Raw genomic sequence first — 20,330 nt, 5'->3', positions numbered from 1 at the left:
ACGGGAGTAGTCGCTTGACCCAGGAGAGAGCCGTGACCGTACCGACCGACCCGGCATCGGACCCCAGCTCGGAGACCGCGAGCGGTCCGGGCGCGCCCGCCGCGGCGCCGCCGTCCCGCGGCCTGGGCCGCAACTCGATGGTGATGGCCGCGGGCACCGCCGCCTCCCGTCTCGGCGGCCTCGTGCGAAACCTGATGCTGGTGGCCGCCGTCGGCTCGGTCGGCACGGTCGCCAACGCGTTCGACGTCGCGAACAAGCTGCCCAACGTGATGTTCGCGATCCTCGCGGGTGGCATGCTGAACGCCGTCCTGGTGCCGCAGATCGTCAAGGCGTTCCGCGCGCACAACACGCAGGAACGGATCGACAAGCTGCTCACCATCTCGGCGGTGGGGATCCTTGCCATCACCGCGATCCTCACCGGCGCAGCGGCGTGGGTGGTGATGCTCTACACGGACGGCTGGACGGCGGAGCAGCTCGCGCTGGGCACCGTGTTCGCGTTCTGGTGCATCCCGCAGCTCTTCTTCTACGGCCTGTACACCCTGCTCGGCCAGGTGCTGAACGCGCGCGAGCAGTTCGGGCCGTTCATGTGGGCGCCGGTGGCCAACAACGTGGTCTCCGTCGTCGGCTTCGGCGTCTTCCTCCTGGTGTTCGGCACCTCGCCCGAGCTCGGCATCAACGACCTGTCGGAATGGGACACCCCGCGCACGATCCTGCTCGCGGGCACCGCCACCCTCGGCATCGCCACGCAGGCGCTGGTGCTGCTGGTCCCCCTGCTCCGCTCGGGCTTCCGCTGGCACTTCCGCCTGGGTCTGCGCGGCATCGGGCTGCGCTCGGCCGGATCGGTGGCCCTGTGGACCTTCGGCGCGGTGGTGCTGGAGCAGGCTGGCGTCCTGTACCTGACCCGGGTCTCGGCCGAGGCAGGCGCAGCGAGCACACCCCTGGTGGCGGTCGCCGGTAACGGCTCCTACGCGCAGGCACTGCTGATCTACCTGCTGCCCCACTCGCTCGTCACCGTCTCCATCGCGACCGCCCTGTTCACAGGTATCAGCAAGGCCGCACAGGAAGGCGACACGGACCGCGTCCGTGACGACCTGTCCACTGGTCTTCGCACGATCGGCGTCTTCACGGTGTTCGCCACCGCCGCGCTGACCGTGCTGGCCGCCCCGGCCACGGCGTTCATCGTCCCCACGGCGGGCGAGGAGGGCACCGCGCTCATCGCGCCGGTGCTGGTCGCGCTCTCGTTCGGCCTGGTGCCGCTCGGCGCGATGGCCCTCATGAAGTGGGTCTACTACGCCTACGAGGACGGACGTTCCGTCTTCTGGATCACCGTGCCGTCCACGCTCGTGCTGGTGGCCGGGCTGATCGCCGCGCAGATCTGGCTGCCGATCGAGACCTGGGTGATCGCCGCCGCCGGCGCCTATGCCCTGTCGAACTGGATCACGGTGCTCCTGCGCACCCGGGGCCTCAAGACCAAGCTCGGCGGGCGGCTCGACGGCGGCCGCGTGCTCACGCTCCACGCCAAGACGCTCCTCGCGGCCGTTGTCTCCGGATTGGCAGGATGGGGTGTGTACCGGCTGGTCGGCGGGTTCGAGGTGCTCTCGTTCGGCAACGGGTGGGTGCTGACGATGCTCAGCGGCCTGTGGGTGTCGGCGCTGTGCGGTCTGGTCATGGTCGTCATCTACGTGGTGCTGCTCCGCCTGCTCCGGGTCCAGGAGCTCGACCGCCTGCTCGGCCCGCTGCTCGCGCGGCTCAAGCGCTGACCCACTCCGTCGTCGTACCGAAAGCGCAGATCGTTGATCTGCGCTTTCGTTGCGTCTCTGCGACATTTCGACGGGCTGTCGGCGGTTCCGCGTAGCATGGCGACGGTGCCCGGCCCCTGTGGTCGCGCACCTGCTACTGTCCCCCGAGCGAGCGAGGAGGTCCGCGTGAGCACCGTCGAGCCAGGCATCGTGCTGGTCGAGAGATACAGGCTTAGCCAGCAGGTGTCGACCGACCTCGCCGCGGCAACCGCCTGGGAGGCACACGACCTGATCCTGGGCCGCGAGGTCCGCGTGACCCTCGTGACCGGGCCCTATTCCGGTGATGCCCTGGACTCCGCCCGACGCGCCGCGCTCGTCACGGACCCACGTCTGGTCCGGGTCCTCGACGCAGGGTCCGATGCCGACGGCCGCAAGTACGTCGTCACCGAACCGCACACCGGTTCAACGTTGACCGAGATCGTCTCGAGCGGTCTGGTGGACGAGCAGCAGGCCCGGGCGATCGTGGGCGAGGCGGCCGCCGCCCTCGGCGTGGCGCACGCACGCGGTGTGCACCACACCGCGCTGCGCCCCGAGGCCGTGCGGGTGGACGGTCACCAGGTCCGGATCACCGGCCTGGGGCTCGACGGCGGACTCGCTTCCGGTGCGACGCTCAACGTCCAGCCCGCGCAGCTCGACGCTCAAGGGCTGGTGGCCCTGCTCTACTACGCGATGACGGCGCGCTGGCCCGGCCAGGATCTCGAGGCCGACTGGATCGCCAAGGACACCCTGATCCCGCTGCCCGCACTGCTCGACGCTTCCGGCGCTGTGGCGCCGCTGTCCACGCTGGTTCCCCACGTGGACCCCGACATCGATGCTCTGGTGGGCCGGACGTTCGCCGCGCCCGGCAGCACCGACGGACCGATGAACCCCGACGACGTGACCACGGCTCTTCAGCCGTGGGGAGAGGTTTCCGTAGTGGCATCGCTGCCTGGATTCGTGCAGCCCGAGCCGGAGGGGCCGCGACGGCAGTCAATCGCCGACGCTTTCGGCGCCGAGGGCACACCGCCCGTTCGACGCCCGGTCACCGGCCGGATCGCACGTAACGACGAGACGATGGCGACGGGATCGGGCAACGTGCCCGCTGGTTATCCCGAGCCGCAGAACGACTACACCTATGAGCCGCAGGTGTTCGGTGGGCACGCCCCTGTGCCGCCCCCGCCTCCGGATGGTGGTGTACCGGTCGGCTATGACCAGTTCGGCCAGCCTGTCGGCCAGGTTCCGCCTGGTTACGACCAGGCGCAGTACGCGCAGGAGGGTGCACCCCAGCAGTACCCGCCGCAGTACGCCCCGGCCGGTTACGACCAGGGCGGCGGCTACTACGGCCAGGACGGCGGGTTCGCCACCCAGCCCGCACCCAAGCGTGGCGGCGTCAACCCGACGCCGATCGTGCTCGGGCTGGTCGGTGTCGCTGTGGTCGCCGGGCTGATCTGGGCCATCAACTCGGTGCTCTCGCCTTCTCCGGAGCTGATCGCCGATGCTTCACCGTCGCCTGAGGTGAGTTCCTCGGCCGGCGCCGGCGGTGAGGGCGAGGGTGAGGGCAGCTCGCCGCCCTCTCCCCCGGCGCAGACGGAGGCGCGGCCGGTGATCGACTCGGCCGCACTGCTCGGCACGCTCGACTGGAACGGCGAGACCATCGACCACCCCGAGAAGGTCGAGCTCGCCTACGACACCGATCCGGCCACGTTCTACTACACGACCACGTACCAGCAGGCCGCGTTCGGTGGTTACAAGGACTCGCTCGGCATGGAGCTCAAGCTCCGAGAGCCGGCCTCGGTCAGCAAGGTCGAGCTGCTGACCAACACCCCGGGTGGCAAGGTGCAGATCCTGAAGGGCGGCGCGGGCGGTGAGGTGCTCGCCGAGGGCACCTTCTCGGCCACCACCACGTTCGAGCTGACCGAACCCGTCGTGAGCGATTCGTTCACCATCTGGGTGACCGAGCTGCCGCAGGCCTCGAACGGTTTCCGGCTGGAGCTGAAAGAGGTGGTGCTGAGCTGACCTCGTCAGCCAGCAGAGCAGTCCAGAACGCCGGTGGGAACGAACACATGATGTCGATGGTTCGTTCTCCCGGCGTTCTGGGCGTCTGGGCACCGGAACCGACGGTCCATCGAAGAATGTCGATGCCGTGTGGCGAGGTTCACGCCCGCGATGGCGCCGTAGGTGACCTGGCCTGGAACACTAGGACACGGTCGCGTGTTATGGCGTGTGCCCATGGAACTCGAGGAGAACACCTTGACCGAACAGACCACCGCTCCGGCTGCCGGGACCACCGACGCCCCCGTGCTCGACGTCGTCATCGTGGGGTCCGGCCCCGCGGGATATACCGCAGCCATCTATGCGGCGCGCGCAGGCTTTGCGCCCGTCGTCATAGCGGGCTCGGTCACTGCCGGTGGCGCGCTCATGAACACCACCGAGGTCGAGAACTTCCCAGGCTTCCCCGCCGGGATCCAGGGTCCCGACATGATGGAAGCCATGCGCGAGCAGGCCGAGAAGTTCGGCGCCAAGGTCATCTGGGACGACGCGGAGCAGGTAGAGCTGTCCGGTGACGTCAAGACGATCGTGACCGGCGGCGGCGACACCTACCGAGCCCGCGCGGTCATCCTCGCCACCGGATCCGCGTACCGCGAGCTGGGCATCTCCGACGAGAAGCGCCTCTCCGGACGCGGCGTCTCGTGGTGCGCCACCTGCGACGGCTTCTTCTTCCGTGACCAGGACATCGCCGTGGTGGGTGGTGGCGACTCCGCGATGGAGGAGGCCACGTTCCTCACCCGGTTCGCGTCCAAGGTGACCGTCGTGCACCGTCGCGACGACCTGCGCGCCTCGAAGATCATGGCCGAGCGGGCCCTCGCGGACCCGAAGATCGAGTTCGCGTGGAACAGCGAGGTCGCCGGCATCTCCGGTGACAGCAAGGTCTCGGGTATCAGCCTGCGCGACACGGTCACCGGCGAGATCCGGGACCTGGACGCGACGGGCCTGTTCGTCGCGATCGGCCACGAGCCCCGCACCGACCTGGTCAAGGGCCAGGTCGACCTGGACGAGAACGGCTACATCCTCGTCGAGGGCCGGAGCACCCGGACCAACCTTCCCGGTGTCTTCGCCTGCGGCGACGCCGTCGACCACACCTACCGCCAGGCGATCACGGCCGCCGGTTCGGGCTGCTCCGCGGCGCTCGACGCCCAGGCCTTCCTCGACTCGCTGAACGACTGATCTCCCGGCCGGTTCCCACCGACCCCGCCCCTCTCGGCCCTTCTGGGGCCACGAACAAGGAGATGCTGGATGAGCACCATCAAGGTCACCGACGACACCTTCAAGACCGAGGTCCTCGACTCTGACATTCCCGTCTTCGTCGACTTCTGGGCGACCTGGTGCGGCCCGTGCCGCATGGTGGCACCGATCCTCGAGGAGCTGTCGGAGGAGTACGAGGGCAAGATCAAGATCGTCAAGATCGACACCGACGAGAACCGCCAGACCGCCATGGACTACGGCATCGTGTCGATCCCGACGCTGAACGTCTACAAGGGCGGTGAGGTCGTCAAGTCGATCATCGGCGCCCGCCCGAAGCGCGCGCTGACCGAGGAGATCGACGAGGTCCTCGCGGGCTGACCCCGCACGCACCGCTACGAAGAGCGCGTGTCCGTCTCACCTGATCTCGTCATCGGGTGGCTCGGGACACGCGCTCTTTGTCGTCACTGACCACGTAGTCTCACTGTTTCGCCACGAACGGATACTCTGCCGCACACTGCCCCCGTGCGAGACTGGGCCGCGTGAACGAGCTTCCCGAGACCGCCGGTAACCGCCTCGACCCATGGTTCGGCGCGTACGCGGCACGAGCGCACGGTATGCGCGCCTCGGAGATCCGGGCACTCTTCTCGGTCGCGAACCGTCCCGAGGTCGTGTCGCTCGCGGGTGGCATGCCGTACCTCGAGGGCCTCCCCCTCGATGTCATCGCGGACACCATGCAGCGGCTCATAGCCACCAAGGGGACCACCGCCCTGCAGTACGGCTCGGGTCAGGGCGAGGAGAGCCTGCGCGAGCACATCACGCAGGTCGTCGCGCTCGAAGGCGTCTCCGCTCATCCCGACGATGTCGTCGTCACCACCGGCTCGCAGTCCGCGCTCGACCTGGTGACCCGCATCTTCATCGACCCGGGTGACGTCGTCATCGCCGAGGCGCCGTCCTACGTCGGAGCGCTCGGCGTGTTCCGGTCCTACCAGGCCGACGTCGTCCAGGTGCCGCTCGATGCCGACGGCCTCGTCCCCGCGGAGCTCGACGCGACGCTGACCCGCCTCGCGGCCGAGGGTCGCCGCGTGAAGTTCCTCTACACGGTCCCGACGTTCCAGAACCCGGCGGGTGTCTCGCTCTCCGCCGAGCGCCGCCCGCAGCTGCTGGAGATCTGCCGCCGGCACGGCGTCCTCGTCGTCGAGGACAACCCGTACGGTCTGCTCGGCTTCGACGAGGAGCCCTTGCCCGCGCTGCGCTCCTACGACAGCGACGGCGTGCTGTACCTCGGCTCGTTCTCCAAGACGTTCGCCCCGGGATACCGGGTCGGCTTCGTGATCGCACCGCACGCGGTGCGCGACAAGCTGGTCCTGGCGAGCGAGTCGGCTGTCCTGTCGCCCTCCAACGCCTCACAGCTCGCCGTCGCGACCTACCTCGAGACGTGCGATTGGAAGGCGCAGATCAAGGCCTACCGCGAGCTGTATCGCGAGCGACGCGACGCCCTGGTGGGCGCGCTCGGCGAACACCTCCCGAGCGCTTCGTGGAACGTGCCGAAGGGCGGGTTCTTCGTGTGGGTGCGGCTGCCCAAGGGCCTCGACTCCCGCGCCATGCTCCCCCGAGCCGTCACCGCGCGCGTCGCGTACGTCCCCGGCACCGCCTTCTACTACGACGGCAGCGGCGCCGACCACATGCGGCTGTCCTTCTGCTTCCCCACGCCGGAGCGTATCCGCGAGGGTGTGCGCCGGCTGGCGGGCGTCGTCAACGGCGAGGCCGAGCTGGTGCAGATCTTCGGCACCGCAGGTCGGCCCGATCCCGATACGGACGACGTCGAGAGCCCCGCTCCGGACCTGGCATGACGTCGTGCGCCGCGCCGGAAGTCCGGGCCATCCAGGAAATCGAGCTGTCTGGCACGATGGCAGCTGACCCGTCGATCACAACCGAGTGAGTCCCTCGATGACCAGTTCTGCCCCTGCTCCGTCCGCTCCGGCGTCCGCCGGCGCCGCGGGCCTCCCCACGCGCCCTGACGGGCCCGATGCCACGGACGGCTCTCCCCTGGTGGTCATCCTCGCCGGTGGACTGTCCCACGAGCGCGACGTCTCGCTCCGGTCGGGACGTCGGGTCGCGGAGGCGCTGCGCTCCACCGGCCTCCAGGTCGTGCTGCACGACGTCGACGCCGACCTCCTGGCGTTCCTCCGTGACACCCGCCCGGACGTCGTCTGGCCGCTGCTGCACGGCACGTCCGGCGAGGACGGTTCGGTGCGCGACGTGCTCGACATGCTCGGCCTGCCGTACGTGGGCACCGGCCCGCGCGCCAGCCGCGCGGTCTGGAACAAGCCGATCTCGAAGGCGGCCCTGCTCGATGCGGGCCTCTCGACGCCCGACTACGTGACGCTCCCCCAGAGCCTCTTCCGGGACCTCGGGGCACAGCCGGTGCTCGACACGGTGGTGCGGCGGCTGGGGCTGCCCCTCGTGGTCAAGCCGACGGAGGGCGGCTCTGCCCTCGGCGTCTCCGTCGTGACCCGGGTGGAGGACCTGCCGCGGGCGATGGTGGAGTGCTTCGCCTACGGCGAGACGGCGCTCATCGAGCAGGCAGTCATCGGTACCGAACTGGCCGTCAGCGTGATCGACGGGCCCGATGGGCCGGAGGCGCTGCCCGCCGTGGAGATCGTCGCGGACGGCGGCTACGACTACGCCGCTCGCTACGTCGCCGGCGAGGCCGAGTTCTTCGCCCCCGCGCGCCTCACCCCGGACCAGGCCACGCTGGTGTCCGACGTCGCAGTCCGTGCCCACCGGGCTCTGCACCTGCGCCACCTGTCCCGTACCGACCTGATCCTCGACGCCTCGGGCACCGCCCAGATCCTCGAGGTCAGCGTCGCGCCGGGCATGACAGAGATGTCCGTCCTGCCCCAGGCGATCGCGGCGAGCGGTCGTGACCTCGCGGCGCTGTACCGCAAGATAGTCGACACGACGCTGGCCCTCGCGCGCTGACGCCGTCGCATACCGCTGAAGCGACGCTGGGCCGGCATCTCCCTTGACGGAGATGCCGGCCCAGCGTCTTTGTGTGCTCCTACCGCTTCCGCGCGGCTCCGCTGCGGCGGTTCAGGCGCCGGAGGGCGGCTTGAGGAGGCCGCGCTCCTCGGGAGCCATCACGTTGAGGATCCGGTTGAGGTCTTCGACCGAGGCGAACTCGACGGTCATGCGGCCCTTGGTCTTGCCGAGTGCCACCTTGACCCTGGTCTCGAACCGGTCAGAGAGCCGGGTCGCCAGCTCGTCCACCGCTTCGCTGCGGGTGCCGGCACGCGGCGCCTTCCGGGTCTTGCCGTTGCTTCCGTCGGACTCCGTCAGCATGACGATCTCCTCGGTGGCGCGTACCGAGAGTCCTTCCGACACGATGCGCTGAGCGAGTCGTTCGATCTCGGCGCCGTCGCTCAGTCCGAGGAGCGCGCGAGCGTGTCCGGCCGAGAGCACGCCTGCGGCGACACGTCGCTGAACCAGCGGAGGCAGCCTGAGCAGACGCAGCGTGTTCGAGATCTGGGGACGGCTGCGCGCGATCCGGTTCGCGAGCTCCTCGTGCGTGCAGCCGAAGTCGTCGAGCAGCTGCCGGTAGGCCGCGGCCTCCTCGAGCGGGTTCAGGTCCGAGCGGTGCAGGTTCTCCAGGAGCGCGTCGCGGAGCATGTCGCCGTCGTCCGTCTCCCGGACGATCGCCGGGATGGTCTCCAGCTGGGCTGCCTGCGTCGCGCGCCAGCGCCGCTCACCCATGATGAGCTCGTACTCACCAGGGTGTTCCTTGTCCGGGCGGACGACGATCGGCTGGAGCACGCCGATCTCCCTGATCGACTCGACCAGCTCGTCGAGGTCTCCTTCGTCGAAGACCGTGCGGGGCTGCCAGGTGTTCGGCCGGATCGCCGTGACGGGCAGCTCGGCGAAGCGTGCGCCCGGGACCGGAAGGAGGTCTCCTGTTTCACGTGAAACGGAGGATGTCTCGGTCTCCTCACGGCTGAAGAAGGTGTCGTCGAGCGCGGACGCACCGGCACCCTCGGCAGCTTCGTTCGCGACCGAGAGCCGGCCGCTGGCGATCGCGGAGTCCCACTTCACGGTGCTCGGACGAGGACCGTTCGTCTTGACTGCCTTCTTCTCCGTCACGGGCTCCGCTGAGGCGGTGTCCACAGAGATGGTGCTCACCGGCACCTCGTCCGTCGCGTCCAGCGCCGGTGACGGACGCTCCTCCACGACAGTCGCGACCGATCCGCCCAGTGCGTAGTCGGCGCCGTCAGACTCGCCGGATCCTGTTCCGGCACCGAGCTCATCCGGCTCGGGACCCGTCGGGATCAGGGCGCCCAGGCCCCGCCCGAGCCCGCGTCGCTTCGCACTCATCGTGTCTCCTCGTCGGTTCCGGTCTCGCGCCCAGCGCGGACAGGCTTCGTCTCCATCGCCACGGTCCGCGTCGCGTCCCGCGTTTCACTGCGCATCAGTCCTGCGCTCCGACCGGCTCCGCCTGCATCGCACGACGCGGGCTCGAACCACCCTGGCCGCGCTCGGCCAGTTCACGAGATGCCTGAAGGTACGCCAGCGCACCCGTAGATGTCGCGTCGTAGGTCATCACCGTCTGCCCGTAGCTCGGGGCCTCGGAGATGCGAACCGACCGCGGGATGGTCGTCTTGAATGTCTCCGCCGGGAAGTGCGAACGGACCTCGCCCGCAACCTGCTGCGCAAGGTTGGTGCGGCCGTCGTACATGGTCAGCAGTATCGACGAGACGCGCAACTCCGGGTTGAGGTGGGAGCGGATCAGGTCGATGGTCTTGAGCAGCTGGCTCAGGCCCTCGAGCGCGTAGTACTCGCACTGGATCGGGATGAAGACCTCGCGGCCGGCCACGAACGCGTTGACCGTGAGGAGTCCCAGGCTCGGCGGGCAGTCGATGAGGACGTAGTCGATCCTCTCCTCGCCGGCAGCGACACGATCGGCGAGGTACTTGTCGATCGCCTTCCGGAGCCGTGTTTCACGTGAAACGAGCGAGACGAGCTCGATCTCTGAACCCGAGAGGTCGATCGTCGCCGGAACACCCCAGAGGTTCGGGACGTCGGGGCACTGCTGGATCGTGCTGGCCAGCGACTCCCCCTCGACGAGGATCTCGTACACCGACGGTGTCCCGGCGCGGTGCTCGATGCCGAGCGCCGTGGAGGCGTTGCCCTGCGGATCGTTGTCGATAACCAGCACGTTCAGGCCGGACTGGGCGAGACCGGCGGCCACGTTCACCGTGGTCGTCGTCTTGCCCACGCCGCCCTTCTGGTTGGCCACCGTGATGATGCGCGTCTTCGGCGGGCGCGGGAACTTCCGCCCCTGGAGCTCGATGCGTCGGCGAGCGTCCATCGCCAGTTCTGCGGCGACAGGCGTCGTATCGTCAACGGCCGGAACGGTTGCGATGAGGGCTGACCGACGCTCGTCATCGCCACCGTGCGGGCCGCCCGTGGGCTGCTGCGTGCCATTGGGCGTCTGCGCCGACCCGGACGTTTCACGTGAAACACCGGGAGCGGAGAGGCCCTGCACAGGAATCGGATCCGTCACGCGGCCACTGTAATCGCTGGCCGCGTCTTCTGGCTCGGACTCCGGCTCTGTTTCTCCGTCGAAATGTGTGAATTCCGCGTCCACGAGAACCACCGACTCGTCGTCGTCGACTGGCGTGGGCGGTCCGAGGACTGCCGGCGCAGCGTTCACCGCTGCATCGAGAGCCTCGCTCGCCCGGCGGATCGCGTCTGCCGGGACGGGCCGATCTGACGGAAGTTCCTCCATCTGATCAGGATCGATGTCGGCAGATGTCGCGTCGCTCCCCCACTCGGCAGCCCCGCGGTCCGCAGCGGGCTCCAGTACTTCGGTCGGTTCGGCCGACTCCGTCACAACGGTCATCTCTGGTTCCTGATCTTCTGTCTCGGAAGCGGGCATCGTCACGGACTCGATCAGCTCGCTCAGCGCAGCGACGCTCTTACCCTCATCGCCAGGGCGGTCCTGGCCCCAGACCTGGTCCCGCGGCACGTTGCTCGCGATCACGGGCTGAGGCGGCGCCATGTCCTCGGAAGAGATGGGCGTCGCTTCGTGGCTCTCCGCGCAGGCGGTCGCCGTCGCGGCTGCCGGAGGTTCGTTTCCCTCCGGCTCGGCATCAGCCACACCGGGCTCCGGCGCACCGAGGCTTTCGGTACCGGGCGCTGCGGCATCGGCTCCAGTCTCGGCGGTGGTGGCTTCACCAGTGGAGGCGGCGTCATCGGCGTTGGCTATGGAGTCACTCTTCGAGTCGCCCTCCTGACCTTCCACGCGGGCGCCGGCGTCCTCGGACTGTCCCGCGCGCGCTTCTTGTGGTTGAGGCGTGTCGCCAGGACCGTCGGTCTGCGCCAGGTGGTCATCCGGAGATCGAGGAGATCCCGAGAGCGCCGCGTCGTCGACCAGAGCACCCGTCAGGTCTCCGTCCCGCACGGGCACGGCGTCGTCCTGCCCGCTGCCGGCGTCTGACTCCGGCCGGTCGGCGAGCACGGTGAAGCTCGCCGTCCGGGCTTGCGCCATAGCTGTCGACTGCGCTCCCTGTGTCGCGGGCTCCTCCAGAACGGAGGCCGGTTCGGAAGCGGACGAGTCGGGCGCCGTCGTGGAGGCAGCCGACGCCGCAACGGACTTGGCTGCCGCTACTCGCTTGGACTTTCGTCTGAAGAAGCACACGCGAGTAACGCTAAGGTCGGCGGCCTGATCAGCACCGTCGAAACGCCGACCTCAGGGTGATCGGATCCACTCTTCGTCGGTATTCAGGCCCGTCCAGCACGAGGCGGTGGCGCCGAGTCCGAAAGATGCCCGAAGTCCGCTCCGCTGCTGCTGAAGATCCTGGGGTCAGGTTTCACGTGAAACAGCCCGCCGAAGAGCTCCGGATCAACCTGCATCGCCGTCGACTGGACGCCCTCTCCCCCTACGCGCTAGCGACCATTGGCGATTGACGCTTGCCCGGCATCGAGGAAACCCTGTCCCCCTTTTCTTCCTCCGCGCCACTGGCCCCCGATCCTCGACTCCGGCCGGCTGCGAACCACCACTGACGTTGCTCCGGCGCCGAGCCCGTTTCACGTGAAACACGCTCCTCAGTGCTGAGCCAGTTCCGCGCAAGGCGGACCCCCATCCCACAACCAGAACGGGGGCGGCCACCCACAGGCGCCCGCCCCCGTTCCACGTGAAACATCTTCCTCGCGAGGACTACTTCCCTCGACGCACCCGCACGATCGTCGTGGACTCCACGCCCTCGACGGTGGAGCCCTCAAGAATGTCCGGATCCCCCGCTGCGTACTTCCGCAGGATCTTGCGCGCCGGCTCGACCTCCTCCGCGACACTGCGGCCCTTGAGGATCACCATCTCCCCGCCTACGCGAACGAGCGGCATGCTCAACCGGACGAGCTTCGACAATGCAGCCACCGCTCGGGACGTCACGGCGTCCACCTCGAACGCGCCGTGGTACTCCTCCGCCCGCCCGCGCTTCACCTCGACGTTCTCCAGGCCGAGCTCGGCCACCACCTCCGACAGCCATGTCGTCCGTCGCTCCATCGGCTCGACGAGGATCACCTCGAGCTGCGGGCGCATCACTGCCAGCACCACACCTGGCAGCCCTGCGCCCGATCCGATGTCGGCCACCGACCCCGAGGTCGGAAGGTACGGGACGACCGCAGCGGAGTTCAGGATGTGCCGCTCCCAGATGCGTGGCACCTCGCGAGGACCGATCAGGCCGCGGAGCTCGCCCTGGTCACGGAGCATCTCGGCGTAGTGGGCGACGCCGTCGTACGCATCGCCCAGGAACGCCTTGACGCTGTCGCTCGTGCCGAGCGTCTCGCCGTCGGGCACCGCAGTGTCTCCGCCTGGCATCTCCTGTGCCGCCACGTCCGAACCCTCCACGTCTCGTCCTCCAGTCGCTGTCGAAAGTAGCCAAACACACCGAGGGCCGGTGCACGTCCTCAGGGACGCACACCGGCCCTCGGCCGAGGCCGATAGTTCAGTCGGTGACCGCTGCCGGCGTCCCCGCCGGCTGGACCACTACATACCGCTCGGGCTCGACTCCACGGGAGTCGCTGACCAGCCCGGCAGCCGCCACCGCGTCGTGCACCACCTTGCGCTCGAAAGCATTGAGGGGCTCGAGCTCGACCTCCTCGCCAGAGCTGCGCACCTGCTCGACCGCAGCCTCCGCGACCCGCGTGAGGTCGACGCGGCGAGCGGCCCGGTAGCCGCCGATGTCGAGCATCAGCCGGCTGCGCTCCCCGGTACGGGTCTGCACCGCGAGGCGCGTGAGCTCCTGCATCGCGTCGAGCACCTCGCCCTCGCTGCCGATGAGGTGTGCCAGCGACTTGGGGTCGTCCGCCACCACCTCGACAGCGGCACGGTCGTGCTTGATGTCGAGGTCGATGTCGCCGTCGAGGTCGGCGATGTCGAGGAACTCCTCGAGGTAGTCGGCCGCGATCTCGCCCTCTTCTTCGAGGCGCTTGGTCCGGTCCTCGGGATCCACGACCGGAGCCTCGGGATCGGGTGCCGCCGTACCTGTGCTCGCGTTCATCGTGCCTTCCTCCTACTTCTTCTGCTTGCGCTTGCTCGACGCGGTCGGGGTGGACCCGGGCGCCGTGCCGGACGGCTTCGGCTTGGAGCCCGGCTGCTTCGCCGGCGTCGTGCCGGCCGGCTTGGGCTTCGAGCCGGACTGCTTCGCCGGGGCTGCCTCAGGTGTCGCCTCAGGGACGGCGTCCTGGGGTGCCGACTGCGCGACGGCGGGACGCGGAGGCACCGCGCCCTTCTGCCGGTCCTTGCGCTTCGGCTGCACGCGCTGACCGCTCTTGGGCTGTTCCACCACGGGAGTCGCGTCCTCGATGACCGCGCCGGACTTGGCGGCACGCTTGGCGGCCTTCGCTGCCTGGCGCTCCTTCATCTGCTTCTCCGCGATGGAGCCAGGCGTCGGCATGCGCTTGATCGTGTAGTACTGCTGACCCATGGACCAGAGGTTGGTCACCGTCCAGTAGATGAGGACACCCACCGGGAAGTTCACGCCCGAGATCGCGAAGACGATCGGCAGCATGTAGAGCATGAGCTTCTGCGTCTGCGCCATCGGGCCCTCGAGGGCCGACGGGGGCATGTTCTTCATCGTGAGCTGGCGCTGCGTGGTGAAGGTCGTGACGCTCATCGCGACGATCAGCGCGATGACGACGATGCGGGAGACCCACGAGTCGGTCTGCAGGAACACGTCGCTGAGCTGCGCGCCGAAGAGCGTGGACGACTCGATGTCACCGGCGACGTCCCGGGTGATCGGGCCGATCGGGTCAGCGGTTCCCTCGGAGATCTGCTTGAGGCTGTTCAGCACGCGGAAGAGCGCGAAGAAGATCGGCGACTGCAGCAGGATCGGCATGCAGGAGGCGAACGGGTTGGTCCCGTGCTTCCGGTACAGCTCCATGGTCTCTCGCGTCATGTTCTCGCGAGACGCCGGGTCGGTCTTGCCCTTGTACTTCTTCTGCACGGCCTGCAGCTCGGGCTGGATCATCTGCATCCCGCGCGAGGCCTTGATCTGCTTGAAGAAGAGCGGGATCAGCACGATACGGATGACGATCACGAGAGCGACGATCGACAGGACCCACGCCGTCCCGGGACCTGCCGACATGCCGAGCGTCGTGAAGAGCCAGTGGGACCCGTAGATGATCCAGGCCACGACCCATTCGATCGGGTAGAGGAAAGCGAAGAAGTCCATCGGTCAAGAAGCTCCAGAGTCGGTGACGCAAAGTCTGCGGTGGCTGCGGTGTCGTGCCGGCGCCAGTGGCCGGGGCAGATCAGCCCTCGGCGTGGGTGTGCGCGCCGCGCACGGGCGGCACGTCGTCGACACCACCGAGACTCCACGGGTTGCACCGCAGCAGGCGCCACAGCGCGAGACCCAGCCCGCGCACGGCACCGTGACGCCGGAGGGCGATCAGGGTGTACTGCGAGCAGGACGGGTAGTACTTGCAGCTCGGGGGGCTCATCGGGCTGATGAACGCCTGGTAGAAGCGCACCATCCCCACGAGGAGGGTCACCGGGAGCCTGCCGATGAACGAGGGCTCGCGCGGTGGTGCCTCACCCTCGGGTGCGGGGGCGGTGGTCATCTCTTCCCGTCTCCGGTGGCGCGTGCGACCGCACGGCGCAAGCAGGAGTCGAGATCGCGTTCAAGGTCCGCATACGTTGCGGCCGACGACGGCGGAAGTGCGCGCACGACAGCTCGGGCAGTGCTCGGCAGGACCGAGAGCTGCTCGGCCGCGGCTGCGCGGAGCCGACGCTTCACCAGATTGCGCTGCACGGAGTTGCCCACAGCCTTGGAAACGACAAAACCGACCTGTGGAGTTCCCGATCCTGGGTCCGAGACATTTTCGTCCGGTACCAGGAGGTGAACCACCACGGTCGATCGACCTGCACGCGTGCCGCGGCGCACCGTCCGCTCAAAGTCGACGGAACGGCGCAGTCGGTGCGCCGCGGGCAACATGGCTCAGGCTGAGAGCTCGGCGCGACCCTTGCGGCGGCGGTCCGCCAGGATGGCGCGGCCGGCGCGGGTGCGCATGCGCAGCCGGAAACCGTGGGTCTTTGCACGCCGGCGGGTGTTCGGCTGGAAGGTCCGCTTGCTCACGAGGTACTCCAAGAACGTCGGGGTAGGCACACCGTCTGTCCTCGACGATGCAGTGAAAGTTGGCCGATCAGTACAGCGATCGGCCTCACCGACCCGGGGGCCTGCTCCACTGGTCGTGGTCGACGTCGAAGGACGTGACCCGAATCCGTATGTGGGCGCGCAGAAGTACCAGGAACGGCTGTATGACGTTACGCCGCCGATGCCCTCCGGGTCAAACCAGAACGGCGAGATCATGCGTGTCGGACGCGCCACATCGGGCGTCTCGACGGGGCGCGCGGAGGGCTCCGTGACCTGCCCCTGTACCACCTGTCCAGCGGCGATCCTGGCAATCCACAACCTGTGGACAACTGTGTGGGCGGTGCTCCATCATGGCAGACTCCAAGACACCCCCAGCACTCGCAGGACCCCGCGCACGAGACGAAGGAAAGCCAGTGGCCAACCCGGACGAGAACATCGGCGACGTCTGGGCACAGACCCTGACGGCGCTCGAGGCCCGGCCCGATATGAGCCCCCGGCAGCTCGCCTTCATCCGCCTGGCCAAGCCGATGGCCGTGCTGGACGACATGGTCTTCATCGCCGTCCCCCACGAGCAGACACGTACCTATCTGGAGACCGCGGTCCGCGACGACCTCGTGTCCGCGATGTCTTCGGTCCTCGGCCGGGACGTGCGCTTCGGCATCACCGTGGATCCCGAGCTGAGCAGCCGTACGCTCGCCGGACCCTCACAGATCTCAGGTCCGGCCACTCTCTCGCTCGAGCACGAGCCGCCGGAGCCCGAGCAGGCGCAGATGCCTATCGCCCCGCAGCCTGCGCCCAAGCCGTCGGCCGAGCCCACCCGACTGAACCCGAAGTACATCTTCGAGACGTTCGTCATCGGTTCGTCCAACCGGTTCGCCCACGCGGCCGCCGTCGCCGTGGCCGAGGCACCCGCCAAGGCGTACAACCCGCTCTTCATCTACGGCGACTCGGGGCTGGGCAAGACACACCTGATGCACGCCATCGGGCACTACGTCCACAACCTGTACCCGCACATCCGCGTGCGGTACGTGAACTCCGAGGAGTTCACCAACGACTTCATCAACAGCATCGGTGAGGGCAAGGCGGGTGCGTTCCAGCGCCGGTACCGGGACGTCGACGTGCTCCTCATCGACGACATCCAGTTCCTGCAGGGCAAGGAACAGACGATGGAGGAGTTCTTCCACACCTTCAACGCGCTGCACAACGCCAACAAGCAGGTGGTGATCACGTCCGACGTCCCTCCGAAGCAGCTCAACGGCTTCGAGGACCGCCTGCGCTCCCGCTTCGAGTGGGGCCTCATCACCGACGTCCAGCCCCCTGACCTCGAGACCCGCATCGCGATCATGCGGAAGAAGGCAGCGAGCGAGCACCTGGACGTGCCGGCGGACGTCCTCTCCTACATCGGCTCGCGCATCTCGACGAACATCCGTGAGCTCGAGGGCGCCCTGATCCGCGTCACCGCGTTCGCGAACCTCAACCGGCAGCAGGTAGACCTGGCTCTCGCCGAGATAGTCCTCAAGGACCTGATCACCGACGACGACGACACCACGGAGATCACGCCGGCCGTCGTCATCGCACAGACCGCCGCGTACTTCGGCCTCACCATCGACGACCTGTGCGGCTCGTCCCGGTCCCGTGTGCTCGTGACGGCCCGGCAGATAGCCATGTACCTGTGCCGCGAGCTCACGGACCTGTCACTGCCGAAGATCGGCCAGCAGTTCGGCGGGCGCGACCACACCACCGTCATGCACGCGAACAAGAAGATCGCGGGCCAGATGGCGGAGCGCCGCTCGACCTACAACCAGGTCACCGAGCTCACGAGCCGGATCAAGCAGCAGCAGCGCGGCTGATCCGAGAGATCCCGCACGGCGTCCCGAAATCGGACGACGCAGCACTTTTCACACCTATCCCCACCCCTGTGCACAGCCGTACCGGTGCACGGGGGTGTTGCATATCTGCACCTCCACAGGTCTATCCACATGCGGAACGGCGGGTTGCCGCGGTTTCACTTGGCTCGTCCCCAGCCCTGTGCATGCCCGCTGTGCAGAACTCGGCTCAGGACCCTGACCTGCCAGTACACACCTGGGGACAAGCCTGTGGACGGCTGTGGACGACAGGCCATTTTCTGTGGGCGGGGACCCCCGAATCGGTGGACAGCCTGTGTGTACAAACTGGCCGTCCACAGGTGTCCCCAGTTAATGCACAGTTGGGCCCACAGCTCCTCCACAGGAGAAAAGGGCCTCTGACCTGCACGAAGACCTGATATCCCCAGTTTCCACAACCCCTACTACTACTACGACATCTATCTCTAAGGGGGAATCCACACGCCTTCATCAGGCGGTCCGAGCGCTCGGCGCACCTCTTCGAACATTAGTACTAAGCCCGGAAGAAGTCCATCCACAACCTGCGCCGCTCGAGTGCCACGTGGTCAGCAACTCGCGTAGGGTTTCCCTCGACAGTCCAGGAACAAGAGGAGATGCAACGGCATGAAGTTCAGGGTCGAGCGCGACGTCCTCGCCGATGCCGTGACGTGGACCGCTCGCACGCTCCCCACGCGCCCGCCGGCTCCCGTACTTGCCGGCGTCCGCATCGAGGCAGATGCTCAGGGCGTCATCAACCTGGCCAGCTTTGACTACGAGACGTCCGCGCGGTCCGAGATTCCCGCCGAGGTCGCAGAACCAGGCACCGTCCTGGTCTCGGGCCGACTCCTGGCCGAGATCTCGCGGGCACTGCCCAACAAGCCGGTGGATGTCGCGCTCGAGGGCAACAAGGTTGTCGTCACGTGCGGCGCGAGCCGATTCACGCTCCTCACCATGCCTGTGGACGAGTACCCCGCTCTGCCCGGTCTCCCCGAGGTCAGCGGGACGGTCTCGGGTGATGCGTTCACGCACGCCGTCGCCCAGGTGACCGTCGCCGCGAGCCGCGACGACACGCTGCCGCTGCTGACCGGTGTGCGCGTCGAGATCGAGGGCGAGCGCATCACGCTGCTCTCGACGGACCGCTATCGCCTCGCGCTCCGTGAGCTCACCTGGACCCCGGCCACCCCCGGCTTCTCCGCGGTGGCCCTCATCCGAGCCCGCACGCTGAACGACGTCGCGAAGTCGCTCGGCTCGGGCGGGCTCGTGAACGTCGGGTTGTCCACAGGCCAGGGTCTCGACCTTGTGGGTTTCGAGGCCGGCGGCCGCCAGACGACCTCACAGCTCGTCGAGGGCGACTACCCGGCCGTTCGCCGGCTGTTCCCGGACAGCACACCGATCCATGCCGTGGTCGCGACCGCGCCCCTGATCGAGGCCGCCAAGCGCGTGAGCCTGGTCGCTGAGCGCAACACGCCGATCCGTCTCTCGTTCAGTGACGGCCAGGTCGTGCTCGACGCCGGTCACGGTGACGACGCTCAGGCTTCCGAGGCGCTGGAGGCAGTGCTGGTGGGCGAGGACATCGCCGTGGCGTTCAACCCGCAGTTCCTGCTCGACGGGCTCGGTGCGCTGGGCACCGACTTCGTCCGGCTCTCGTTCACGCACCCCAACAAGCCGGTCGAGTTCACCGGTCAGGGCAGCCTGGACGGCGAGGACGACTCCGCCTACCGGTACCTGCTGGTCCCGATCCGCTTCACGGGCTGACGGCTCGGGGGCTCTCCAGCGGACTGTCCCCGGTATCCACAGCCCACAACCGTCAGACTGGACAGCCAGCCTGCACCAAGGACGGCCGCCACGAGCGAGCCCGTTGATCGACCCTGGAGGAATCACGCACATGGTCACCCACATCGGCCTGGTCGGCCTGGGCAAGATGGGCAACAACATGCGGTCCCGCCTGCGCAAGGGCGGCATCGAGGTCACCGGGTTCGACCCGCGTCCAGAGGTCTCGGACGTCCCGACGCTCGCAGATCTCGCGGCTGCTCTTCCGGCGGACAAGCGGGTCGTCTGGGTGATGGTTCCTGCCGGCGAGCCGACGCGCGGTGTGCTCGACCAGCTTGCTGAGATCCTCAACGAGGGCGACATCGTGATCGAGGGCGGTAACTCGCACTATGTCGAGGACCAGGAGCGTGCCGCCGAGCTCGCCAAGAACGGCATCGGCTACCTCGACGTCGGTGTGAGCGGCGGTGTCTGGGGGCTGGAGAACGGCTACGGCCTGATGGTCGGTGGCGCTGCCGCCGACGTCGAGTCCGTCATGCCGGTCTTCGACGCGCTGCGCCCGGAGGGCCCCCGTGAGGAGGGCTTCGTCCATGCGGGCGGCGTCGGCGCCGGCCACTACGCCAAGATGGTCCACAACGGCATCGAGTACGGCCTCATGCAGGCGTACGCCGAGGGTTACGAGCTGCTCGCGGCCAAGTCCGACATCATCACCGATGTGCACGGCACCATGAAGGCATGGAGCCGCGGCACCGTCGTGCGCTCCTGGCTTCTCGACCTCATGGTCAAGGCGCTCGAGCAGGACCCGAAGCTCGCCCTCCTGGACGACTGGGTCGACGACTCCGGTGAGGGCCGGTGGACCGTGGACGAGGGAATCGACCTGGCGGTTCCGCTGCCCGTCATCTCGGCCGCGCTGTTCGCCCGCTTCGCCTCCCGCCAGGAGCAGTCGCCTGCCATGAAGGCGGTCGCCGCGCTGCGTCAGCAGTTCGGTGGGCACGCGGTGAAGTCGGCCGAGTAGCGCGCGGGACGTACGA

17 protein-coding genes are annotated in these 20,330 nt (G+C 68.2%); 9 read left to right on the top strand and 8 right to left on the bottom strand.

All coding sequences use genetic code 11. The features are described from left to right. Positions 1-32 precede the first annotated feature (32 nt). The 6 genes from murJ to ACNYC2_RS28035 all read left to right on the top strand — a co-directional run bounded on the left by murJ (position 33) and on the right by ACNYC2_RS28035 (position 8,003). Positions 33-1,760, top strand: coding sequence for a murein biosynthesis integral membrane protein MurJ (murJ, locus tag ACNYC2_RS28060; protein WP_419704875.1), 1,728 nt, complete (start codon positions 33-35; stop codon positions 1,758-1,760). Positions 1,761-1,925: 165 nt separating this feature from the next. Further along, positions 1,926-3,794, top strand: coding sequence for a protein kinase family protein (locus ACNYC2_RS28055; protein WP_419704874.1), 1,869 nt, complete (start codon positions 1,926-1,928; stop codon positions 3,792-3,794). Positions 3,795-4,007: 213 nt separating this feature from the next. Beyond that, positions 4,008-5,003, top strand: coding sequence for a thioredoxin-disulfide reductase (trxB, locus tag ACNYC2_RS28050; protein ID WP_377141710.1), 996 nt, complete (start codon positions 4,008-4,010; stop codon positions 5,001-5,003). A 69-nt stretch (positions 5,004-5,072) separates the two neighbouring features. Then, on the top strand, positions 5,073-5,399 hold the full coding sequence (gene trxA, locus ACNYC2_RS28045) for a thioredoxin (RefSeq protein WP_357448134.1): 327 nt from the start codon (positions 5,073-5,075) through the stop codon (positions 5,397-5,399). Positions 5,400-5,635: 236 nt separating this feature from the next. Beyond that, the gene (locus ACNYC2_RS28040) at positions 5,636-6,871 is read left to right on the top strand and encodes a PLP-dependent aminotransferase family protein (RefSeq protein ID WP_419707919.1); all 1,236 of its coding nucleotides are present in this window, start codon (positions 5,636-5,638) and stop codon (positions 6,869-6,871) included. A gap of 97 nt (positions 6,872-6,968) precedes the next feature. Continuing rightward, positions 6,969-8,003, top strand: a complete 1,035-nt coding sequence (locus ACNYC2_RS28035; protein ID WP_419704873.1) for a D-alanine--D-alanine ligase family protein — start codon at positions 6,969-6,971, stop codon at positions 8,001-8,003. A 111-nt stretch (positions 8,004-8,114) separates the two neighbouring features. On the opposite strand, the gene ACNYC2_RS28030 is transcribed toward ACNYC2_RS28035, so the two are convergent. From ACNYC2_RS28030 to rpmH, 8 genes are all read right to left on the bottom strand, one after another. Further along, on the bottom strand, positions 8,115-9,389 hold the full coding sequence (locus ACNYC2_RS28030) for a ParB/RepB/Spo0J family partition protein (RefSeq protein ID WP_419704872.1): 1,275 nt from the start codon (positions 9,387-9,389) through the stop codon (positions 8,115-8,117). Positions 9,390-9,483: 94 nt separating this feature from the next. Further along, positions 9,484-11,565: an AAA family ATPase gene (locus ACNYC2_RS28025; protein ID WP_419704871.1), complete on the bottom strand. Its 2,082-nt coding sequence runs from the start codon at positions 11,563-11,565 to the stop codon at positions 9,484-9,486. A 669-nt stretch (positions 11,566-12,234) separates the two neighbouring features. Further along, positions 12,235-12,894: a 16S rRNA (guanine(527)-N(7))-methyltransferase RsmG gene (gene rsmG, locus ACNYC2_RS28020; protein ID WP_419707918.1), complete on the bottom strand. Its 660-nt coding sequence runs from the start codon at positions 12,892-12,894 to the stop codon at positions 12,235-12,237. Between the two features lie 127 nt (positions 12,895-13,021). Further along, on the bottom strand, positions 13,022-13,576 hold the full coding sequence (locus ACNYC2_RS28015; RefSeq protein WP_419704870.1) for a protein jag: 555 nt from the start codon (positions 13,574-13,576) through the stop codon (positions 13,022-13,024). 12 nt (positions 13,577-13,588) lie between these two features. After that, the gene (yidC, locus tag ACNYC2_RS28010; RefSeq protein ID WP_419704869.1) at positions 13,589-14,749 is read right to left on the bottom strand and encodes a membrane protein insertase YidC; all 1,161 of its coding nucleotides are present in this window, start codon (positions 14,747-14,749) and stop codon (positions 13,589-13,591) included. Positions 14,750-14,828: 79 nt separating this feature from the next. Then, the gene (gene yidD, locus ACNYC2_RS28005) at positions 14,829-15,137 is read right to left on the bottom strand and encodes a membrane protein insertion efficiency factor YidD (RefSeq protein WP_419704868.1); all 309 of its coding nucleotides are present in this window, start codon (positions 15,135-15,137) and stop codon (positions 14,829-14,831) included. Continuing rightward, complete coding sequence (gene rnpA, locus ACNYC2_RS28000; RefSeq protein ID WP_419704867.1) at positions 15,134-15,511, bottom strand: ribonuclease P protein component; 378 nt, start codon at positions 15,509-15,511, stop codon at positions 15,134-15,136. The genes yidD and rnpA overlap by 4 nt, the downstream gene beginning before the upstream one ends. A gap of 3 nt (positions 15,512-15,514) precedes the next feature. Further along, entirely contained in the window at positions 15,515-15,652 is a 138-nt protein-coding gene (gene rpmH / locus ACNYC2_RS27995; RefSeq protein ID WP_108493057.1) for a 50S ribosomal protein L34, read from the bottom strand. 431 nt (positions 15,653-16,083) lie between these two features. On the opposite strand from rpmH, the gene dnaA reads away from it, so the two are divergent. From dnaA to gnd, 3 genes are all read left to right on the top strand, one after another. After that, the gene (gene dnaA, locus ACNYC2_RS27990; protein WP_357448152.1) at positions 16,084-17,520 is read left to right on the top strand and encodes a chromosomal replication initiator protein DnaA; all 1,437 of its coding nucleotides are present in this window, start codon (positions 16,084-16,086) and stop codon (positions 17,518-17,520) included. Between the two features lie 636 nt (positions 17,521-18,156). Then, the gene (gene dnaN / locus ACNYC2_RS27985) at positions 18,157-19,287 is read left to right on the top strand and encodes a DNA polymerase III subunit beta (RefSeq protein ID WP_116677406.1); all 1,131 of its coding nucleotides are present in this window, start codon (positions 18,157-18,159) and stop codon (positions 19,285-19,287) included. Positions 19,288-19,417: 130 nt separating this feature from the next. Then, positions 19,418-20,314, top strand: coding sequence for a phosphogluconate dehydrogenase (NAD(+)-dependent, decarboxylating) (gene gnd / locus ACNYC2_RS27980; RefSeq protein WP_419704866.1), 897 nt, complete (start codon positions 19,418-19,420; stop codon positions 20,312-20,314). Positions 20,315-20,330 lie beyond the last annotated feature (16 nt).

This window comes from Promicromonospora sp. NFX87, from assembly GCF_048564965.1.
Classification (GTDB): domain Bacteria; phylum Actinomycetota; class Actinomycetes; order Actinomycetales; family Cellulomonadaceae; genus Promicromonospora.
This window is presented reverse-complemented; position numbering and strand designations above follow the sequence as displayed.

Coding starts and splice junctions, on each gene's coding strand:
- rnpA (WP_419704867.1), bottom strand. CDS start 15,511: ATGTTGCCCGCGGCGCACCGACTGCGCCGTTCCGTCGACTTTGAGCGG.
- ACNYC2_RS28040 (WP_419707919.1), top strand. CDS start 5,636: ATGCGCGCCTCGGAGATCCGGGCACTCTTCTCGGTCGCGAACCGTCCC.
- ACNYC2_RS28015 (WP_419704870.1), bottom strand. CDS start 13,576: ATGAACGCGAGCACAGGTACGGCGGCACCCGATCCCGAGGCTCCGGTC.
- dnaN (WP_116677406.1), top strand. CDS start 18,157: ATGAAGTTCAGGGTCGAGCGCGACGTCCTCGCCGATGCCGTGACGTGG.
- ACNYC2_RS28035 (WP_419704873.1), top strand. CDS start 6,969: ATGACCAGTTCTGCCCCTGCTCCGTCCGCTCCGGCGTCCGCCGGCGCC.
- gnd (WP_419704866.1), top strand. CDS start 19,418: ATGGTCACCCACATCGGCCTGGTCGGCCTGGGCAAGATGGGCAACAAC.
- yidD (WP_419704868.1), bottom strand. CDS start 15,137: ATGACCACCGCCCCCGCACCCGAGGGTGAGGCACCACCGCGCGAGCCC.
- trxB (WP_377141710.1), top strand. CDS start 4,008: ATGGAACTCGAGGAGAACACCTTGACCGAACAGACCACCGCTCCGGCT.
- ACNYC2_RS28025 (WP_419704871.1), bottom strand. CDS start 11,565: ATGGCGCAAGCCCGGACGGCGAGCTTCACCGTGCTCGCCGACCGGCCG.
- ACNYC2_RS28030 (WP_419704872.1), bottom strand. CDS start 9,389: ATGAGTGCGAAGCGACGCGGGCTCGGGCGGGGCCTGGGCGCCCTGATC.
- trxA (WP_357448134.1), top strand. CDS start 5,073: ATGAGCACCATCAAGGTCACCGACGACACCTTCAAGACCGAGGTCCTC.
- rsmG (WP_419707918.1), bottom strand. CDS start 12,894: ATGCCAGGCGGAGACACTGCGGTGCCCGACGGCGAGACGCTCGGCACG.
- yidC (WP_419704869.1), bottom strand. CDS start 14,749: ATGGACTTCTTCGCTTTCCTCTACCCGATCGAATGGGTCGTGGCCTGG.